This is a genomic window from Streptococcus sp. HMSC072D03 (assembly GCF_001812855.1).
Taxonomy (GTDB): Bacteria; Bacillota; Bacilli; order Lactobacillales; family Streptococcaceae; genus Streptococcus; species Streptococcus salivarius_D.
In genome coordinates, this window is the sequence record NZ_KV810618.1 from 1 (window position 1) to 20,054 (window position 20,054).

Consider the following 20,054-nt stretch of genomic DNA (forward strand, 5'->3'; position numbering starts at 1 on the left):
GAAAGTATGCACTTAATTTGACAATTCAAGACTGATAAAAAGAAGGTACCTAGAGGTAACATGGAAAACGAAATCTATTTACGCAAGCTTGCTCAACCTTTGTTAGGGAAATGGGCTATATTTATTATCTTAACGTTAGAAAATGAGACACTTCATTTTGCAGAACTTGAAAGAAGGTTGAAGCCTATATCTCGAAAAGTTCTTGCTCAAAATCTTCGTGAATTAGAGTCAATTAATATCATTAGTCGTGAAGGAAAAGCTAGTACAGGTTCTCCTGTTTATTATGGTTTAACTGATTTGGGAAAAGATTTTTTACCACTTTTATACCAAATAAAAAAGTGGATTAGAGACCATGAAGACTTACTTTCACGAGAATAAGGTTATTGTTTGCTAATATGAATAATACATAGTGGAGCTTCATAGATTCCTGAAATCATCCACTGGACAAGTTCATCTAATAGTCGATATTATCTAAAGAAATTCCAAAAACTTTATCTTCAATCTAAAAAAGGTTTACCAATTGGCAAACCTTTTTTTGTATATTCAATGATAGCTTACCACTTGCTTTCTTCTGGGATAATAATCCAGCAAATGATGTAGAAAAGAAAGCCTGTTCCGAATAAGAAAATCGCTGCAGCCCAAATGAGGCGAATAATGACAGGGTCAATGTCAAGATATTTAGCGATACCAGAACAAACACCGGCAATGATTTTGTTGTTTGGATCTCGTCTGAGTTCTTTTTTCATATGATTTACCTCCGTATGCCTTATTATACCATAACAACTTGCGGTCTAGTATTAGCTTAAGGAAGCATGAAGTAGACGATACCCAGATATTGGAGTGCTGAAGCCAGCATGATGAAGAGATGCCAAATCATGTGGAAGTATGGTTTTTTCTTAGCGTAAAAAGCTGCCCCGACCGTGTATGACAATCCTCCGGCAAGCATAAGTCCCCAAAAGGCTGGCCCTGTCTTAGTAACGATAGCTGGAATAATGAAGATAACCAACCATCCCATCATCAGATAGAGGAAGAGGGAGAACTTTTCATTGATTTTTTTAGCAAAGATTTTATAGAGAATACCAAAAATGGTTGTTCCCCATTGGAGGATGATGATGCTATAGCCTAGCCAACCGCCAACCAGTGAGAGGGCAACAGGGGTGTAGCTTCCAGCAATGGCGATATAAATCATGCTGTGGTCAATAATTCTTAGAACCATCTTGTGGGGTGAGTTGTAATCCATAGCATGGTAGATGGCTGAGCTCAAAAACATGAGGAAAAGGCTGATAACGAAAACAGACATCCCGACCGCAGCAGTCATGCCGTAGCCGTTGTTGGCATGAACAGCAGTAATTGGCAGTAAGACCAACATGGCCACAGCTCCGACGGCGTGAGTCACACTGTTGGCAACTTCCTCACCAAAGCTTAGTTTTTTACTGAGTTTGAGGTTGGGAGAAGTATTAAAAGTAGCAGTATTAGACATTATTTCCTCCTTCAAGGTTGTTCAAAAGTTGATGGGTAGCTCGGTAGCATTGCAGTGTCTGACAGGCTGAGAGTATGACTTGCGGAGCTTCTTGGGGAAACTGACCATTCATACAGGCTACAAAGTCATTGTAGTAGCTCTTTTGACTTTCAGCATCTGTTCGTAGGATTTCCAAGGTTTTAGCAATCTCAGAAATCTCAAAGACGGTCTTTAGACTAGTGATGACAATAAGTCTAGCTACCTGAGCAGCATTATATTTTTTCTTGATGGGTTTTGCGACATGGCCATGTTTGACATAATTATTGACCATAGAGGCGGTTAGCCCCTTGTCGTTTGGTCCCAAAGTGCTTTGGGTGACCTGGTTGACATAGAGCAAAACCTGATCCAAATAGAGTTCAATCTCTGGTAATTCTTCCCAGAGAGGGTATTGTTGTGTTGTCAAATTATAAAAACCTCTTTATCTAGTTTTCATAACTAGATTATAACATTATAGAAATTCAAGTCAAGTCAGAACTTGTGAGATATGAAAAAGATGTTGAGATAAAATTTCCAACATCTTTATTTTTTATGTGATTAGGCAGAGTGTATTGCTTCTGATGCACTATTTATGGTTTCTGAGTTTCTCCAAAATTGCTTGTGCAGTTTCTTGGTTCATATGTTTGGCCTTGAGAAGTTCAGCCAAAACTTGAGGCATCTCTTCAGGACTAGCCCCAGCTAACAAGGCTAGAGATTTGGCTTGGAGTTTCATATGTCCTGCTTGGATTCCTGTTGAAGTCAGAGCTTTGAGAGCAGCTAGATTTTGTGCCAAACCAAGAGAGACGATGATACTGGCTAGTGTTTTAGCATCTGGATGATTAAGCAAGTCATGGGCGATAGAAGCAGTGGGGTTAAGTCCAATTGAACCGCCACGAGTTGCGATTGGTATGGGGAGGGTTAATTCTCCAACTAGTTCCTTAGCTTCCTGATCATAAGTCCATGTGGACAGACCACGGTAGCTACCATCCTTGCTTGCATAGGCATGGCTACCGGCCTCAACTGCTCGCCAATCGTTTCCGGTCGCGATAACTAGGGCATCGATACCATTGAAAATTCCCTTGTTATGGGTAGCTGCTCGGTAAGGGTCCACCTGAGCCAGTTGGCTAGCCATCTCCATTTTCTTGGCTAAGTCATGTGCCTCTTCCTTATTACGACTGAGGAAGCGTGTGCTAAGACGACAAGTCGCTGTCACAAGACTCTCAGTGGCTAGATTTGAGAGAATAGCCATGAGGCTTTGACCTTTTGAGAGTTTTTCCAATTCTGGCACCAGGGCTTCCATCATAGTGTTGACCATATTGGCTCCCATGGCTTCTTGGGTATCAACGGCTAAATAGACAATGAGGAATTCTCCTTTCGTCTCAGTCCAGAGCTTGCGAGGGCCACCCCCACGCTTAACAATAGAAGGGTGAGCCTCTTTGGCAATCTCTATAAGGTTCTGACTGGCTGCTTGAATTTTTCTTGAAGCATCATCCTTATCAGGAACGTCAAAGAGGGCAACTTGGCCAATCATCTGACGGTCATGAATCGTAGTCGTGAAACCACCAGAACGCTTAATGAGCTTGCTAGCGTAGGAAGCAGCAGCCACAACTGAGGGTTCCTCGGTAACCATGGGAACCTGATAGGTCACACCATCTACCAATACATCTGGGCAAATGGCAAAGGGGAGTGTGAATCGACCAATAACATTTTCAGCCATTTGATTGGCTGTTTCAAGGGTGAGTTGTTGGTCCTTATCCAGAAGATCTTGATTTTCCTGAGACAAAAGAGCATTCGTTTTCAAATGCTCTTTACGTTCTTGCGGTGTCTTCTTGGAAAAACCAGTCCAAGAGAGTTTAGTCATATTAATTTCCTTTGTAGATACGTTGGTGTTCAGAGATTTCAGCTAAACGGAAAGCTCCGGTTTGGTAATCAGCGAATTGAGTAGAACCAGTGTCATCCAACTGAGCCTCTTCATAGAAAAGTTTTTCATAATCAGCAACGCTCAAGTGTTGACGCTTGGCAAAGGTATCTAGGCGGTCCGAACGAAGCAGGTCTTTGTAACCTTCAACCAGACGTCCTGAGAAAATTTCAGAAACAGCTCCAGAACCGTAAGAGAAGAAACCGATCTTATCTCCGGCTTTAAGGTCTTGCGACTGTTCAAGCAAAGAAAGAAGTCCAAGATAGAGTGACCCTGTATAGATATTTCCAATTTGACGACTATAGGTAATTGAAGCATCGAAGTTGTTTGTCAGATGCTCTTTGTTCTCTGGATTCAAATCTTTTGGAATAATCTTGTTAAGTCCCTTAAGAGCTAGCTTAGGATAAGGAAGATGGAGACAAAAAGCGGCAAAATCAGCAAAGTCAGCCTGATGGCGTTCTTGATAAGCTGCCCAAGTTGTCTTCAAACTGTCAAGGTACTGCTTGGTTGAATAGATGCCTTGAACATAAGGCGTTGAACTGTAGTTTGGACGCCAGAAGTCCATGACATCACGAGTTTGTGCCACATTATCATCAGCAAGTTCCAAAATACGTGGATTCTGACTGACTAGCATAGCTACAGCACCAGCTCCCTGAGTTGATTCACCAGAAGATTTCACACCATAGCGGGCAATATCACTAGCGATAACCAGAACTTTGCTATCTGGGTGAGTTGCCACATGCAACTTAGCATAGTTAAGACCAGCAGTTGCAGCATAGCAAGCTTCCTTCATTTCAAAAGAACGGGCAAAAGGTTGAATACCTAAGAGGCTGTGAACATAGACAGCAGCAGCCTTGGACTGGTCGATAGAAGACTCAGTAGCCACGATGACCATATCGATAGCTTTTTTGTCGTCGTCATTTAAAATATCAGCCGCCGCATTAGAGGCAAGCGTCACGATATCTTCTGTAATCGGCGTAATACTGGTTGCATCAAGCATCAGCCCCTTGCTGAATTTTTCAGGCTCCGCCCCACGGGCAAGAGCGAGATCAGCCATGTTTAGAACATATTGACTGGTCGCAAAACCAATCTTATCAATTCCAATAGACATATGATGTTTCCTTTTTTCTTCATTGTAGAGTATCCAGAAGATACTAATCTATAGTGATTTTACCATAAAAGAGCGCTTTCGCCTTGAAAAAACTTTGATAGTTAGTTATATCTTATTTGTTGTCTTCTTTTTTGATGAGGACTAGCGGATTTTAAATGACTTACTTTTACTATTCCCATAGCTTTTAGTTCTCATTTACACCAGAATAGGGTAAAATTGAAGTGGTAATCTACTTGTTTTTTAGCTATGTTAGAAAAGTAAAATTGCTGTTATATATTGAAATCATTGCGAGCGTTAAGTGAGACTTTCCGCTGTGAGATAAGTGTCTGTAAATAAAGTGTTTTGTTTACAGACACTCGGAATTTTTGAGACCATAGGCTCAAAAATTAGTCTTGGAACTTCGAAGAAGTTCGCAGACGTCCGTAATCACTTAAGGGAAGTCTCAAAAAATACTTTGTTTTCAATAGAATAAAGAGGAAAATCATGACAAAAGCAGACACTATTTTTAAAGAAAATATCACTAAAATCATGGAAGAAGGCGTTTGGTCGGAGCAAGCACGTCCTAAATACAAGGATGGCACCACAGCCAACTCCAAATACATCACTGGAGCTTTTGCAGAATATGACTTGAGCAAGGGAGAGTTTCCAATTACCACTCTTCGTCCTATCGCTATCAAATCTGCCATCAAAGAAGTGTTTTGGATTTATCAAGACCAGACAAACAGCCTAGATGTCCTTGAAGACAAGTATAACGTGCACTATTGGAATGACTGGGAAGTTGAAGGTGTGCCTGCCAATAATGGAGACAAGCGTTCAATCGGTCAGCGTTATGGGGCGGTTGTTAAGAAGCATGATATCATTAACCGTTTGCTGGCTCAGTTGGAGGCTAATCCGTGGAACCGTCGCAATGTCATTTCCCTTTGGGATTACGAGGCCTTCGAGGCGACAGCAGGACTTCAGCCTTGTGCCTTCCAAACTATGTTTGACGTTCGCCGTGTGGGCGAGGACATTTATTTGGACGCCACTTTGACGCAACGTTCTAACGATATGCTGGTGGCTCATCATATTAATGCCATGCAGTATGTGGCTCTTCAGATGATGATTGCCAAGCACTTTGGTTGGAAAGTTGGTAAATTCTTTTATTTCATCAACAACCTCCATATCTATGACAATCAATTTGAGCAAGCCGAGGAACTTCTCAAACGTCAGCCATCTGATTGCCAACCGCGTTTGGTCCTTAATATTCCTGATGGAACTAATTTCTTCGATATTAAACCAGAAGATTTTGAATTGGTTGACTATGATCCTGTTAAACCCCAACTCAAATTTGACTTAGCAATTTAATAAATGCTTATGAATTAGGCCTATAAAGAGCTGGCAAAGTTTTTCCAAGCTCTTTTTCTCTTTTTTTGTTAGAATGGATTGTAAACTTAAAAAGAAAAGGAAATACCGTGGCTAAACAACTCATTGCTATTTGGGCGGAAGCTCATAACCATGTTATTGGGAAGAATCACACCATGCCTTGGCACTTGCCTGCTGAACTAGCACATTTCAAAAAAACGACTATGGGTTCAGCAATTCTCATGGGGCGCGTGACCTTTGATGGCATGAATCGTCGTTGCCTACCAGGACGTGAAACCTTGATTTTGACACGTGATAAGGACTTCAAGTGTGAGGGTGTAACGACTGTTACGAGTGTTGAGGAAGCTCTAGCTTGGTTTGAACAGCAAGACAAGGACCTCTATATTGCTGGTGGTGCTGGTGTCTACAAGGCTTTTGATGGACATTATGATGCATTCATCAAGACAACTATTGAGGCTGATTTAGAGGGTGACACGTATTTTCCACAACTAGATATGACGGCATTTAAAGAGGTATCACACGAACGTGTGGCCAAGGATGATAAAAATGCCTACGACTTTAGTATAAGTCGCTATGAAAAAGAAGGAGACTAGGTTCATGCAACGTAGTGTTTTTGGGTTATTTACTGCATTATTGGGAGTACTTTGTGTGCTCTCTGCCATTCCTGCCTTTCGCAAGAAACGTTATGGGTTAGCAGTTTTTCTCTTTTTAAATGCTTTTACTAACCTTGTCAATACTATTCACGCCTTCTATGGCACCCTATTTTAGAAAAGAGTGAGGAATAAATGGCTGGAAATCGTAATGAAGAAATGGTTTATTGTTCATTTTGTGGCAAAAACCAAGAAGAAGTAAAGAAAATTATCGCTGGGAATGGCGTCTTTATCTGTAACGAATGTGTGGCCTTGTCACAAGAAATCATTCGTGAGGAAATGGCAGAAGAAGTTTTGGCTGACTTGGCTGAGACACCAAAGCCAAAAGAACTTTTGGATATTTTGAACAACTATGTCGTGGGGCAAGACCGTGCTAAACGTGCCTTGGCGGTAGCTGTTTACAACCACTATAAACGTATCAACTTCACAGAAAGTCGTGAAGACAATGATGTGGATTTGCAAAAATCGAATATTCTCATGATTGGACCGACTGGTTCAGGGAAGACTTTCCTGGCTCAGACCTTGGCTCGTAGCTTGAATGTTCCTTTCGCGATTGCGGATGCGACCTCATTGACAGAGGCAGGTTATGTGGGTGAGGACGTGGAAAATATCCTGCTCAAACTGATCCAAGCGGCAGACTTCAATATTGAACGTGCGGAACGTGGGATTATCTATGTCGACGAGATTGATAAGATTGCTAAAAAAGGTGAAAACGTATCAATCACTCGTGACGTTTCTGGTGAAGGGGTTCAACAAGCCCTCTTGAAGATTATTGAAGGAACAGTAGCTAGTGTTCCCCCTCAAGGTGGTCGTAAACACCCTAACCAAGAGATGATTCAAATTGATACGAAGAATATTCTCTTTATCGTGGGTGGTGCTTTTGATGGTATCGAAGATATCGTTAAGCAACGTCTTGGTGAGAAAATCATTGGTTTTGGTCAAAATAATAAGGCTATTGATGATGACTCATCATACATGCAAGAAATTGTGGCTGAAGATATCCAAAAATTCGGTCTTATCCCTGAGTTTATCGGACGTTTGCCAGTCCTTGCTGCCCTTGAACAGTTAACGGTTGACGACTTGGTTCGTATCTTGACAGAGCCTAGAAATGCCTTGGTTAAACAGTATCAAACCCTCTTGTCTTATGATGGAGTTGAACTTGAGTTTGATCAGGATGCTCTTGAAGCTATTGCAAGTAAGGCGATTGAACGTAAGACTGGTGCGCGTGGGCTTCGCTCTATCATTGAAGAAGTTATGATGGATGTCATGTTTGAAATTCCTAGCCAGGAAGATGTGACTAAGGTTCGCATTACCAAAGAAGCCGTTGACGGTACAGCTGCTCCAGTTTTGGAAACAGCGTAAGGAGGACCTATGGCTGAAGAACAAGTCCTAAATACGCACAATGCTGAGATTTTGCTCAGTGCGGCGAATAAGAGTCACTATCCCCAAGATGACCTCCCTGAGGTTGCCCTAGCAGGACGCTCGAATGTTGGTAAATCAAGCTTTATCAATACCCTTCTTGGTCGTAAAAACCTCGCACGTACATCTGGGAAACCAGGAAAAACTCAGTTGCTCAATTTCTACAATATTGACGACAAGCTACGCTTTGTGGATGTGCCAGGTTACGGTTATGCCCGTGTGTCCAAAAAAGAACGTGCCAAATGGGGCAAAATGATTGAGGAGTATCTCGTGACTCGAGACAATCTTCGTGTGGTTGTTAGCTTGGTTGACCTCCGACATGAACCAACTCAAGATGATATTCAAATGTATGAATTTCTTAAGTATTATGAAATTCCAGTGATCGTTGTGGCGACTAAGGCTGACAAGATTCCTCGCGGAAAATGGAACAAGCACGAATCTATCATTAAGAAAAAACTCAATTTTGATAAAAATGACCATTTCATCGTCTTTTCATCTGTCACACGTGACGGTTATGATGAAGCATGGGATACGATATTGGCAGAATTGTAAGAAAAGCTCGGAGAAATCCGAGTTTTTTTCATGTGATAGTCTTTAACTATCTCTTTGATAGTTTTCACTTATTATCCAAGGGGATAATATTGTGATAAGCTTGTTTTATCACATATATTGGAGGAATCTATGGAAAACCATAATTATGAAAATGAGGGTCAGTTCCAACGGAAGATGACTTCTCGACACCTCTTTATGCTATCGCTGGGTGGTGTCATTGGTACTGGTCTTTTCTTGAGTTCAGGCTATACGATTGCACAAGCTGGACCCCTTGGAGCTATCCTATCTTATCTTGTGGGAGCTATTGTTGTTTACTTGGTCATGCTTTCATTAGGTGAGCTAGCTGTTGCCATGCCAGTAACGGGATCCTTTCACACCTATGCTACTAAATTTATCAGTCCGGGGACCGGCTTTACAGTAGCTTGGCTTTATTGGATTTGTTGGACGGTAGCCCTGGGAACAGAATTTCTGGGTGCTGCCATGTTGATGCAACGTTGGTTTCCATCAGTTCCGGCTTGGATTTTTGCGGCATTCTTTGCCTTGGTGATTTTTGGGATTAATGCTCTGAGTGTGAGGTCATTTGCGGAAGCGGAATCCTTCTTCTCGTCAATAAAAGTCATTGCTATCATGGTTTTCATTATTCTGGGGCTAGGGGCTATGTTTGGATTGGTGAGTTTTGATGGTCACCATGAGGCCATTATGTTCAAGCACTTGACGGCCAATGGTCTCTTTCCAAATGGCGGTATTGCTATTGTGTCGGTCATGTTGGCGGTTAACTATGCCTTTTCAGGTACAGAGTTAATTGGTATTGCGGCTGGTGAAACAGACAATCCTAAAGAGGCTGTTCCACGAGCTATTAAAACAACGATTGGACGCTTGGTTATCTTCTTTGTCTTGACCATTGTGGTCTTGGCCTCGCTTCTTCCCATGAAAGAAGCAGGGGTATCTTCAGCACCTTTCGTTGATGTCTTTGATAAGATGGGAATTCCATTTGCGGCAGATATCATGAATTTTGTCATCTTGACAGCTATCCTTTCTGCTGGAAACTCTGGACTCTATGCGTCAAGTCGTATGCTTTGGTCTCTGGCCAATGAGGGGATGCTCAATAAAAAACTAGTGAAAATCAATAAGCATGGCGTTCCAATGACAGCCCTTTTGATTTCCATGGCAGGAGCAGTTTTATCGCTCTTTTCAAGTATCTATGCAGCAGATACAGTTTATCTAGCCTTGGTATCAATTGCTGGTTTTGCGGTTGTTGTCGTATGGCTTTCTATTCCTATGGCTCAAATTAATTTCCGAAAACAGTGGAATCGAGAACATTCCGACGATGAGTTGGATTACAAGACACCCTTTAATCCAATTCTTCCTTATATCACCATCATTCTCTTGGCCATTTCTGTTCTTGGTATTGCTTGGGATAGTTCACAGCGTGCAGGACTTTATTTTGGTATTCCTTTCATGATTTTCTGTTACCTTTATCACTACCTTCGCTTTAAAAAATGGTAAGGAGGCCTTGCATGGCAATATTTAAAGATTATTTAGAGAATAAATCTCCCCTCATTCTTCATGGGGCTCTGGGAACAGAGATGGAGACCTTGGGATATGATATTTCTGGGAAACTCTGGTCAGCCAAGTACCTTCTTGAAAAACCAAAGGTCATTCAAAAAATCCACGAAACCTATGTAGCTGCTGGGTCTGACTTGATTACGACATCGTCTTATCAAGCGACTTTACCAGGTTTGGTAGAAGCGGGGCTTACTGAAAGAGAAGCAGAACAGGTTATTGCCTTGACAGTCCACTTGGCAAAGGCTGCGCGTGATAAGGTATGGGCAGTTCTAGATGAGTCTGAGAAAGCAAAACGTCCCTATCCCTTGATTTCTGGAGATGTTGGGCCCTACGCAGCCTATTTGGCCAATGGTTCTGAGTATACTGGTGATTATGGTCAGATTACCATCGAGCAGCTTAAAGATTTTCACCGTCCTCGAATTCAAATTCTCCTAGATCAGGGTGTTGATTTGTTGGCTTTAGAGACCATTCCTAATCGTCTAGAAGCACAAGCCTTGGTTGAACTCTTGGCAGAAGAATTTCCAGAAGCAGAAGCCTATATCAGTTTTACCGTCCAAGTACCAGATGCTATTAGTGACGGTACTTCTTTAGAAGAGGTTGCTGAGTTGGTTTCCCGGTCAGAACAAATCTTGGCATTAGGAATCAACTGTAGTTCGCCTATACTTTATGACCAGGCTCTTACTATTCTTAAAAATGTTGGAAAATCCCTTATTACTTACCCTAATTCAGGTGAGGTTTATGATGGTAGTACGCAGACTTGGAAACCTAAAGACAAGGATGCTCTGACTTTAGTTGAACACAGCAAGGATTGGCATAATCAGTTTGGGGTTAAGATTTTAGGTGGTTGCTGTCGCACACGTCCAAATGACATTAAGGCCCTATATACAGAATTTAGAACCTAGTCAAATTTCTAATTATTTGTTATAATAGGAGACTGTAAGGCTATTAGCTCTACACACTATTAGTAGAAAATGAAGCCAGCGTTAAGCTGGTTTTTAAAATGAAGAGGAAAATATGACCTACGAACAAGAATTTCTAAAAGACTTCGAAGCCTGGGTTGTTACCCAAGTTAAAGTAAACGAAACGGCCTTGGCCGCTAGCAAGAAAATCTGGGAAGAAGATGGCGATGAGCGTGCACGTGATGCAAGTTACCGTTATGAAGCCAAATTGGATGCTTACAATTTCCTAATTGGCAAGTTTGCCAACTATCGTGCTGGCAAAGGTTTCCATGATATGCCAGATGGCTTGTTCGGGGAACGTCACTATTAATAGAGGATGAAAAAGAAAATGGCGACAGTACTTTATGGAAAGGTGTCGCCGATTAAAATAGGAGAATACTAAACATGGCTAAAGTAAAAAATAAAAAGAAAGCTTTTAAACACCGTTTGAAAAAACAAGGACTTTTCAATAATGTTAAAGCCCCTGTCCCACCAGTTGCGCCTGTTCCACCAGTGCCACCAGTAGCACCACAACCTGTTGCTGAAACTAAGACAGTTGCTAAGGAAGAAGTAGCAGCTAAAGACCTTAGTCTTGAAGCTTTTGCAGAACTTCCAGAAGTTGAAGGCCTTCGTTCAAACCTTGTAGAGACTCTTTACAATGAAGGTTTGACTTCAGCAGAGGCTTTTGCTACTGTGACTGAAGAAGAAGTTCTTGCCCTCAAGGGTGTCGGACCTGCGACAGTTAAAAAATTGAAAGAAAATGGTGTTAGCTTTAAAGCTTAAGCCTAAAAAAGATCCGAGGTGTAGACTTCGGATCTTTATTCTTTGACTTGGAAAGCATTGTTTGATTAGGAGAACAAGAAAACCACTAGCTTTTTGCTAGTGGTTGATAGATCTGTATTATTTATTTGGATTTTGTTTGGTTAAATTAAGTCCAAAAGGTACCAAGTTTTCTTGATGCCTACGGATTCGCCCCATATTTTCAGTGTGGCGGAAGATAATAATCAAAGCCATGATGGTAAGGACCCCAGTGAAAATAAGGTCATAGCCATCTAGCAAGAAGTGGATGGCTGGAAACACAGCCAAGGTAATCAGTCCAACAATTGCAGCAGTGACACTAGAAAATGAGATCATGCTGGTTAGATAGAGTGTTAGGGCAAAGACCAAGAGTAGGAAGACACAGTAGAGTGGGGCGAAACCAAGAAGCACCCCGGCACTTGTCGCAACGGCCTTCCCACCTTTAAATCCAGCAAAGATTGGAAAAACATGTCCGATAATGGCAAAGAAACCAATAACTAGAGGTGAAACCTCTGTAACACCAAGCCAGATAGGTAGAAGAACAGCCAAGGTACCCTTGAACATATCCACCAAGAAGGTGATGGTACCAGCAGTCTTACCTAGAACACGAAAGGTATTGGTTGTTCCAGTATTTCCAGAGCCATGCTCACGAAGATTGGTGTGGAAGAATAGTTTCCCAATCCAGAGGCCGGTCTGAATGGAACCTAGCAAGTAGGCGATTAGGATTAACAATAAGATTTTCATGAGATAATTATAGCATACAGCCTAGTAATTGACAAAGTCAGTCAGCCTTAAGATATCTTTTGGACTTTCTTGATTTCTTTTGCAAATTCTTCTGAAAACTTATAAAATAATAAGGATGAAAATTTTGGAGGTCACTCTTGGCTAAAAAAGAAATTAATGTAAATAATTATAATGATGATGCCATTCAGGTACTAGAAGGGTTGGATGCGGTTCGCAAGCGCCCTGGAATGTACATTGGCTCAACAGATGGAACAGGACTTCACCACCTCGTTTGGGAGATTGTCGACAATGCGGTCGATGAAGCTCTTTCTGGTTTTGGTGATGTTATCGCTGTTACCCTAAATAAGGATGGTTCCGTTTCTGTTTCTGACTCTGGACGTGGGATGCCGACAGGTATGCATGCCATGGGTAAACCAACAGTTGAAGTTATTTTCACTGTTCTCCACGCTGGTGGTAAATTTGGACAGGGTGGTTATAAGACTTCTGGAGGTCTTCACGGTGTGGGTTCCTCAGTTGTTAATGCGCTGTCTAGTTGGCTTGAGGTAGAAATTACCCGTGACGGTAGTGTTTATCGCCAACGTTTTGAAAATGGTGGTCACCCTGTAACAGGGCTTGAAAAGATTGGTAAAGCGCCTAAGTCTAAGACAGGTACAAAAGTTACCTTTATGCCTGATGCGAGCATCTTTTCAACAACTGACTTTAAATTTAACACTATCTCAGAGCGTCTCAAAGAATCAGCCTTTCTTCTTAAGAATGTCACTATGACATTGACTGACTTGCGTGGCGAAGAAGAAGTTCGTGAAGAATTCCACTATGAAAATGGGGTTCAAGACTTCGTGTCATACCTGAATGAGGACAAGGAAACGTTGACACCAGTTATCTATATTGATGGAGATCAACAAGAATTTCACTTGGAATTAGCCCTTCAGTATAATGACGGTTACTCTGACAATATCCTTTCCTTTGTCAATAATGTCCGTACTAAGGACGGAGGCACCCACGAAACAGGCTTCAAGTCTGCCATTACCAAGGCTCTTAACGATTATGCGCGTAAGACGGGTCTTCTCAAAGAAAAGGATAAGAACCTCGAAGGGTCAGATTACCGTGAAGGTTTATCAGCAGTTATCTCGCTTTTGGTTCCTGAAGAACACCTTCAGTTTGAAGGACAAACCAAGGACAAACTGGGATCTCCTTTAGCTCGTCCGATTGTTGACAGTATCGTTTCAGAGCATCTGACTTACTTCCTTATGGAAAATGGAGATCTGGCTTCTAACTTGGTGCGTAAGGCTATCAAGGCCCGTGATGCCCGTGAAGCTGCTAGAAAAGCGCGTGATGCCAGCCGAAATGGCAAGAAAAATAAAAAAGACAAGGGACTCTTGTCAGGGAAATTGACGCCAGCCCAGTCTAAAAATGCTAAGAAAAATGAACTCTATCTGGTCGAGGGTGACTCTGCCGGTGGATCAGCCAAACAAGGCCGTGATCGTAAATTCCAGGCTATCCTGCCTCTTCGAGGTAAGGTCCTAAACACTGAGAAGGCCAAAATGGCTGACATTCTCAAAAATGAAGAAATCAATACCATGATTTACACTATTGGTGCAGGTGTTGGAGCTGATTTTAACCTTGACGATATCAACTACGACAAGATTATCATCATGACCGATGCCGATACCGATGGGGCTCACATCCAGACCCTCTTGCTCACTTTCTTCTATCGTTATATGCGTCCACTGGTTGAAGCAGGACACGTTTATATCGCTTTGCCTCCTCTTTACAAGATGTCTAAAGGGAAAGGTAAGAAGGAAGTTGTCGAATATGCTTGGACTGATGGGGAACTTGAGGAGCTTCGCCAAAAATTTGGTCGTGGAGCTATTCTTCAACGTTACAAGGGGCTTGGTGAGATGAATGCGGACCAACTGTGGGAAACAACCATGGATCCTGAGACAAGAACCCTTATCCGAGTAACGATTGATGACCTAGCGCGTGCCGAACGTCGTGTCTCAGTTCTTATGGGAGATAAGGCAGCACCACGCCGTCAATGGATTGAAGATAACGTTAAATTTACCTTGGAAGAAAGCGGCGCATTTTAAGTTGCAGGCCAGAAGGGAATGTAATAAGATAGAGTTAGGGAGAGCGCTTACTATCAATAGATATTTGGGATTATAAAGAAACAATTTGATTATTTTCTACATCATTTATTAACTATTTGCAGTGTCATTGACTAGAAATCAATGGAGGTAGAAAAGTGGATTTTAATGTTATGGATTACCTAGCTTACCATGCAGATGTAGCTGTTCCTGCTATTATTCTTATGGTTATTGTTTCTGCTATATACTTAATTTTTTATGGCATACGTCCTATAAAAACACGCTTTTTGATCCTTTTTCTCTTATCTATAGTCTCCCTCATAATCTTCGTGCTGGATAACCCCCTCTATTATTATTTGGGTAGTCCATTCTCAGGCTTATTATTTGGTTTTTACTACCTGATGGTCTTTTCAGTGTTTTATGTACCATTCTCACTAATAGCTTTTATAAAAAGTCTTCTACATTTAACACGCTTTCAAACCAATTATTCAATCTTATTAGCGATTAATAGTTTCTTCGCCACATTACTGGCTTTCCTCAACCTACTTTTCTTACAAGGGACTTTGGAATTTCTCCCAAATTCATCCATGTACCTTATTTTTATCCTCCTAGCGGCAAGCGGTATTGCTCAAACTATAATAGGGAGAAAGGAAAACGAAAAAAATAAAGATTATATGGCTGAGTCAGGAAAAGACAATGTGAGGTAGACCTATGTTATCTAAGGTATTAAGTTTCATACTTTACTATCCTCAAATAGTCCTTCCTGTTTGTGGAGTGGCAATAGCTTATTTAAGTGTTTATAAAAAGCGACCAATAAAAACACGTTTTTTACTTCTGCCTATACTAGTAGTGGTAACCTTCCTTCTATCTTTGATAGATAATCCATTCTCAGATAGAACCTACTCGGGTTTGTTATTTGTTTTCTATAATGTGTATGTTTTTACTCCCTTAAGTGTTGCTTGTAGTATCACATCACTTTTAAAAAGTATCTACCATTATAGGTTATTTCGTATCCCATTAGCTACTGTTCTCGTAATCAACGCCTCTATAATGACTTGTTTAACACTCATAAACTTTATCTTATTCTTTGGTGAACTTTCTACTTCATTGACACTATCTTGTGTATTCTTCATTTTAATTGCGATAAGTACAATCGTTCAATTTGTGGTTGGTGAAATAGAAATTAGGAAGGTGAAAACCATTCTTTTACAGTTGCAAAATCAAGGAAAGACATTGTGAGGCGTGGCAGTGAGGTAGGAAAGTTACTATTTGTCTTTCACATTATTTCAAATCATTACTTAAACTAAAAAATAAAGAGAAATCTTATGTCTAATATTCAAAACATGTCCCTTGAGGACATCATGGGGGAGCGTTTTGGACGCTACTCCAAATACATTATTCAGGAGCGTGCGCTTCCTGACATTCGTGACGGTTTGAAACCCGTTCAACGTCGTATTCTTTATTCCATGAATAAGGATGGCAATACCCATGACAAGGGCTATCGTAAATCTGCCAAGTCGGTGGGTAACATTATGGGGAATTTTCACCCACATGGCGATAGTTCCATTTATGACGCCATGGTGCGTATGTCCCAGGACTGGAAGAATCGTGAAATCTTAGTTGAAATGCACGGTAACAACGGTTCTATGGATGGTGATCCACCAGCGGCTATGCGTTATACAGAGGCGCGCTTGTCAGAGATTGCTGGCTACCTTCTTCAAGATATCGATAAAAACACTGTTCCTTGGGCTTGGAACTTTGATGATACAGAGAAGGAACCAACCGTTTTACCTGCAGCCTTTCCAAACCTCTTGGTTAATGGTGCTACAGGGATTTCTGCTGGTTATGCCACGGACATTCCACCGCATAATCTGTCAGAAGTCATCGATGCCGTTGTCTACATGATTGATCACCCATCTGCTAAACTGGATAAATTGATGGAATTCTTGCCTGGTCCAGATTTCCCAACAGGGGCTATCATTCAGGGTAAAGATGAGATTCGTAAGGCCTACGAAACTGGTAAGGGCCGCGTCGTTGTGCGTTCACGTACTGAAATTGAACAACTCAAAGGTGGCAAGGAACAAATCATCGTTACTGAAATTCCTTACGATGTCAATAAGGCAGTTCTTGTTAAAAAAATCGATGATGTTCGTGTTAATAACAAGGTTCCAGGTATTGCAGAAGTTCGTGATGAGTCTGACCGTACAGGGTTGCGTATTGCTATTGAACTTAAGAAGGATGCTGACAGCCAAACTATTCTTAACTACCTTTTGAAATATACGGATCTTCAGGTTAACTACAATTTCAACATGGTGGCTATTGATAATTTCACCCCACGTCAAGTTGGCTTACAAAAGATTTTATCTAGCTATATTGCCCACCGTCGTGATATTATTGTTGCTCGTTCAAAATTTGACAAGGAAAAAGCTGAAAAACGTCTTCATATTGTTGAAGGATTGATCCGAGTTATCTCTATTTTGGATGAGGTTATCGCTCTTATCCGAGCTTCTGAAAATAAGGCTGATGCTAAGGAAAATCTTAAGGTCAGCTATGATTTTTCAGAAGAACAAGCCGAAGCTATCGTGACCTTGCAGCTTTATCGTTTGACCAATACGGATATTGTCACCCTCCAAAATGAGGAAGCTGATTTACGTGAACAAATTGCAACCTTGGCTGCTATCATTGGTGATGAGCGTACCATGTTTAATGTCATGAAACGTGAACTCCGTGACATTAAGAAGAAATTTGGTAATGACCGTCGTTCAGAGTTGCAAGCAGAAACCAAGACCATTGAAATTGATACTGCAAGTTTGATTGTTGAAGAAGAAACCTATGTCAGCATCACTCGCGGTGGTTACGTCAAACGTACAAGCCCACGTTCTTTCAATGCTTCAACGATTGACGAAGTCGGAAAACGTGATGATGATGATTTGATTCTGGTTCAGCAAGCTAAGACGACACAACACCTCTTGATTTTCACTAATCAGGCCAATGTGATTTATCGTCCAATCCATGAGTTACCAGACATTCGTTGGAAGGATTTGGGAGAGCATTTATCACAAACTATCACCAATTTATCTAAGGATGAAGAAGTGCTTTACGCAGAAATCCTGGATGATTTTGAAACAGGTACTTACCTAGCAGCTACCAAGCTGGGTCAGATTAAACGTTTCGAACGCAAGGAATTTACACCATGGCGTACCTACAAGTCTAAGTCGGTTAAATACGCTAAACTCAAGGATGATAGTGATTTTATTGTTACGGTTACGCCGATTCAATTGGATGATATCATGATTATCACTCAAAAGGGTTATGCCCTTCGCTTTAACGCAGACGAAGTGCCAGTAGTTGGTGCTAAGGCAGCAGGTGTTAAGGCAATCAATCTTAAGGATGATGATACCGTTCAGGCTGTTTTTGTAGCAAATACTCAAAGTTTCTACCTTCTGACACAAAGAGCTAGTCTCAAACGTGTAGCTACAGCAGATATTCCACAGGCTAAGCGAGCTGGTCGAGGTCTCCAAGTTCTTCGTGAGCTTAAGACGAAACCACATCGTGTCTTTACTGCGGGTCCAGTCTTTACGGAAAATGCTGGTGGCGAAATAGATCTTCTAGCAACACCAGTGGAAGAGACTCCTCAGACCTTGCTTGTAACAGCAACAACAGGCGGAACGGCAGAGGTTGACTTGTCCCTTCTAAATCTTTCAGACCGTACTAGCAACGGTAGTTTCATTGAAGGATTAGCAGATAAAGAAGTCTTTTCTGCCAAGATTATTGAAAGATAAAGATAAGAAAGCTTTGTTCTCTTATTAGAGGGCAGAGTTTTTTCTTTGATGGGCAAAATAAGTGTTTTAAAAAGAATTGTCAGAATTTTGCAACATAACCTTGAAATTTTCAATGAAAAGGACTATACTAGAAAGCACATAGTAACAGAAAAGAGGACATACACATGACAGTTGATTTAGACTGGGAAAATCTAGGATTTAATTACCGTAAACTTCCATTCCGTTATATCTCATATTACAAAGACGGTAAATGGGATGAGGGGCAATTGACTGAGGATGCGACTTTGCATATTTCAGAAGCATCTCCAGCCCTTCACTATGGTCAAGAAGCTTTTGAAGGACTCAAGGCTTACCGTACTAAAGATGGCTCTATTCAATTGTTCCGTCCAGATGAAAATGCTAAACGTTTGCAACGTACTGCGGATCGTCTTTTGATGCCACAAGTTCCCGTTGACAAATTTGTAGATGCATGTAAACAAGTTGTACGTGCAAATGAAGAATATGTTCCACCATATGGTACAGGTGCAACACTTTATCTCCGTCCATTGTTGATTGGGGTTGGTGATATCATTGGTGTGCATCCAGCAGATGAGTATATCTTTACCATTTTTGCTATGCCAGTAGGTAACTACTTCAAAGGTGGTTTGGCTCCAACAAACTTCCTTATCCAAGATGATTATGACCGTGCTGCTCCACATGGTACAGGTGCTGCTAAGGTTGGTGGTAACTACGCAGCAAGTATGTTGCCAGGTAAGATTGCACATGACCGTAACTTCTCTGATGTAATCTACCTTGATCCAGCAACTCACACTAAGATTGAAGAAGTGGGTTCTGCAAACTTCTTTGGTATCACAGCCGATAACGAATTCGTTACACCACTCAGCCCATCTATCTTGCCATCTATCACTAAGTTCTCATTGCTTTACTTGGCTGAAAATCGCTTTGGCATGAAAGCTATCCAAGGTGATGTTAAGATTTCCGAATTGGATAAATTTGTCGAAGCAGGTGCCTGTGGTACAGCTGCCGTTATTTCACCAATTGGTGGGGTACAACATGGTGATGACTTCCATATCTTCTATTCAGAAACAGAAGTAGGTCCTGTAACACGTAAACTTTATGATGAGTTGACAGGTATCCAATTTGGTGATGTTGAAGCACCAGAAGGATGGATTGTCAAAGTTGACTAATTCTTAATAGATAAATGATTATTTTAAGGCTTGCTCTTGCAAGCTTTTTTCTTTTTCGGTAGAATTAAGAAGATACATTAAGAAAGGATGGCTCGAGCCAAGGATCGGGTATAAATCTATGAGTAAAAAAGATAAAAAAATTGAAATCCAAATTAATGATGCTAAAGTAGTCGTCAATAAAGCAACTATTGAAGGTTTTGAACTTCTTGTTGGTAAGAAAGTCATCGGACAAATTGTGGAAATTGATGGTAAGTTTGCCGTTGTTGACAAGGAAAATGTTGTAGGTTTCCACAAAAAAATGGATGATGCAGTAGCTGCCATTATTGAATCATACAATCTTAATCATTAAAATCCAAAGTAAAGGCTTGCTTTGGTCAAGAAACTGTGATATACTATTTCTTGTTCTTAAGGAGAGATAGCGAAGAGGCTAAACGCGGCGGACTGTAAA

At 41.2% G+C, this 20,054-nt stretch carries 20 protein-coding genes and 1 pseudogene; 15 read left to right on the forward strand and 6 right to left on the reverse strand.

Annotated features, from left to right (window positions below; genetic code table 11):
• Nucleotides 1-60 precede the first annotated feature (60 nt).
• Nucleotides 61-378, forward strand: a complete 318-nt coding sequence (locus HMPREF2877_RS01600; RefSeq protein WP_045771892.1) for a winged helix-turn-helix transcriptional regulator — start codon at nt 61-63, stop codon at nt 376-378.
• A gap of 176 nt (nt 379-554) precedes the next feature.
• Here the strand turns inward: HMPREF2877_RS01600 and HMPREF2877_RS01605 are convergent, their stop codons facing one another.
• From HMPREF2877_RS01605 to HMPREF2877_RS01625, 5 genes are all read right to left on the reverse strand, one after another.
• Nucleotides 555-746 carry a PspC domain-containing protein gene (locus HMPREF2877_RS01605; RefSeq protein ID WP_002886147.1) on the reverse strand — a complete coding sequence of 64 codons (192 nt, stop codon included), beginning with the start codon at nt 744-746 and terminating at the stop codon, nt 555-557.
• A 56-nt stretch (nt 747-802) separates the two neighbouring features.
• Nucleotides 803-1,480, reverse strand: coding sequence for a PAQR family membrane homeostasis protein TrhA (locus HMPREF2877_RS01610; RefSeq protein ID WP_002886236.1), 678 nt, complete (start codon nt 1,478-1,480; stop codon nt 803-805).
• Nucleotides 1,473-1,922, reverse strand: coding sequence for a DUF1836 domain-containing protein (locus HMPREF2877_RS01615; protein WP_045771891.1), 450 nt, complete (start codon nt 1,920-1,922; stop codon nt 1,473-1,475). Before HMPREF2877_RS01615 ends, HMPREF2877_RS01610 begins: the two co-directional genes overlap by 8 nt.
• Before the next feature lie 159 nt (nt 1,923-2,081).
• Nucleotides 2,082-3,356: a hydroxymethylglutaryl-CoA reductase, degradative gene (locus HMPREF2877_RS01620; RefSeq protein WP_045771890.1), complete on the reverse strand. Its 1,275-nt coding sequence runs from the start codon at nt 3,354-3,356 to the stop codon at nt 2,082-2,084.
• Between the two features lies 1 nt (nt 3,357).
• Nucleotides 3,358-4,524: a hydroxymethylglutaryl-CoA synthase gene (locus tag HMPREF2877_RS01625; protein WP_045771889.1), complete on the reverse strand. Its 1,167-nt coding sequence runs from the start codon at nt 4,522-4,524 to the stop codon at nt 3,358-3,360.
• 483 nt (nt 4,525-5,007) lie between these two features.
• Here HMPREF2877_RS01625 and HMPREF2877_RS01630 point away from each other — a divergent pair, with 483 nt between their 5' ends.
• The 9 genes from HMPREF2877_RS01630 to HMPREF2877_RS01665 all read left to right on the forward strand — a co-directional run bounded on the left by HMPREF2877_RS01630 (nt 5,008) and on the right by HMPREF2877_RS01665 (nt 11,794).
• On the forward strand, nt 5,008-5,868 hold the full coding sequence (locus HMPREF2877_RS01630; RefSeq protein ID WP_045771888.1) for a thymidylate synthase: 861 nt from the start codon (nt 5,008-5,010) through the stop codon (nt 5,866-5,868).
• Nucleotides 5,869-5,975: 107 nt separating this feature from the next.
• Nucleotides 5,976-6,479: a dihydrofolate reductase gene (locus HMPREF2877_RS01635; protein ID WP_045771887.1), complete on the forward strand. Its 504-nt coding sequence runs from the start codon at nt 5,976-5,978 to the stop codon at nt 6,477-6,479.
• Between the two features lie 4 nt (nt 6,480-6,483).
• On the forward strand, nt 6,484-6,654 hold the full coding sequence (locus HMPREF2877_RS10795) for a hypothetical protein (protein ID WP_002886174.1): 171 nt from the start codon (nt 6,484-6,486) through the stop codon (nt 6,652-6,654).
• 17 nt (nt 6,655-6,671) lie between these two features.
• Nucleotides 6,672-7,898 carry an ATP-dependent Clp protease ATP-binding subunit ClpX gene (gene clpX, locus HMPREF2877_RS01640; RefSeq protein ID WP_002890340.1) on the forward strand — a complete coding sequence of 409 codons (1,227 nt, stop codon included), beginning with the start codon at nt 6,672-6,674 and terminating at the stop codon, nt 7,896-7,898.
• Nucleotides 7,899-7,907: 9 nt separating this feature from the next.
• Nucleotides 7,908-8,507 (forward strand): ribosome biogenesis GTP-binding protein YihA/YsxC, encoded by a 600-nt coding sequence (yihA, locus tag HMPREF2877_RS01645; protein WP_002885996.1) that lies wholly within the window; start codon nt 7,908-7,910, stop codon nt 8,505-8,507.
• A gap of 129 nt (nt 8,508-8,636) precedes the next feature.
• Nucleotides 8,637-10,013 (forward strand): amino acid permease, encoded by a 1,377-nt coding sequence (locus tag HMPREF2877_RS01650; protein ID WP_045771886.1) that lies wholly within the window; start codon nt 8,637-8,639, stop codon nt 10,011-10,013.
• An 11-nt stretch (nt 10,014-10,024) separates the two neighbouring features.
• Complete coding sequence (gene mmuM / locus HMPREF2877_RS01655; RefSeq protein WP_045771885.1) at nt 10,025-10,975, forward strand: homocysteine S-methyltransferase; 951 nt, start codon at nt 10,025-10,027, stop codon at nt 10,973-10,975.
• A 112-nt stretch (nt 10,976-11,087) separates the two neighbouring features.
• Nucleotides 11,088-11,342, forward strand: a complete 255-nt coding sequence (locus HMPREF2877_RS01660; protein ID WP_002886199.1) for a DUF1912 family protein — start codon at nt 11,088-11,090, stop codon at nt 11,340-11,342.
• Between the two features lie 74 nt (nt 11,343-11,416).
• Nucleotides 11,417-11,794 carry a helix-hairpin-helix domain-containing protein gene (locus tag HMPREF2877_RS01665; RefSeq protein ID WP_002885939.1) on the forward strand — a complete coding sequence of 126 codons (378 nt, stop codon included), beginning with the start codon at nt 11,417-11,419 and terminating at the stop codon, nt 11,792-11,794.
• Nucleotides 11,795-11,911: 117 nt separating this feature from the next.
• On the opposite strand, the gene plsY is transcribed toward HMPREF2877_RS01665, so the two are convergent.
• Entirely contained in the window at nt 11,912-12,553 is a 642-nt protein-coding gene (gene plsY / locus HMPREF2877_RS01670; RefSeq protein ID WP_013990943.1) for a glycerol-3-phosphate 1-O-acyltransferase PlsY, read from the reverse strand.
• Between the two features lie 137 nt (nt 12,554-12,690).
• On the opposite strand from plsY, the gene parE reads away from it, so the two are divergent.
• From parE to HMPREF2877_RS01695, 5 genes and pseudogenes are all read left to right on the forward strand, one after another.
• Complete coding sequence (parE, locus tag HMPREF2877_RS01675; protein WP_013990942.1) at nt 12,691-14,640, forward strand: DNA topoisomerase IV subunit B; 1,950 nt, start codon at nt 12,691-12,693, stop codon at nt 14,638-14,640.
• Nucleotides 14,641-14,795: 155 nt separating this feature from the next.
• Nucleotides 14,796-15,344, forward strand: a complete 549-nt coding sequence (locus tag HMPREF2877_RS01680) for a hypothetical protein (protein WP_070578376.1) — start codon at nt 14,796-14,798, stop codon at nt 15,342-15,344.
• Between the two features lie 618 nt (nt 15,345-15,962).
• A complete protein-coding gene (gene parC, locus HMPREF2877_RS01685) occupies nt 15,963-18,419 on the forward strand; it encodes a DNA topoisomerase IV subunit A (RefSeq protein ID WP_070578379.1) in 2,457 nt (818 codons plus the stop codon).
• A gap of 155 nt (nt 18,420-18,574) precedes the next feature.
• Nucleotides 18,575-19,606, forward strand: a pseudogene (locus tag HMPREF2877_RS01690) (branched-chain amino acid aminotransferase); the annotation flags it as partial.
• Nucleotides 19,607-19,724: 118 nt separating this feature from the next.
• Nucleotides 19,725-19,955: a DUF2969 domain-containing protein gene (locus HMPREF2877_RS01695; RefSeq protein ID WP_002886057.1), complete on the forward strand. Its 231-nt coding sequence runs from the start codon at nt 19,725-19,727 to the stop codon at nt 19,953-19,955.
• The last annotated feature ends 99 nt before the right edge of the window (nt 19,956-20,054 follow it).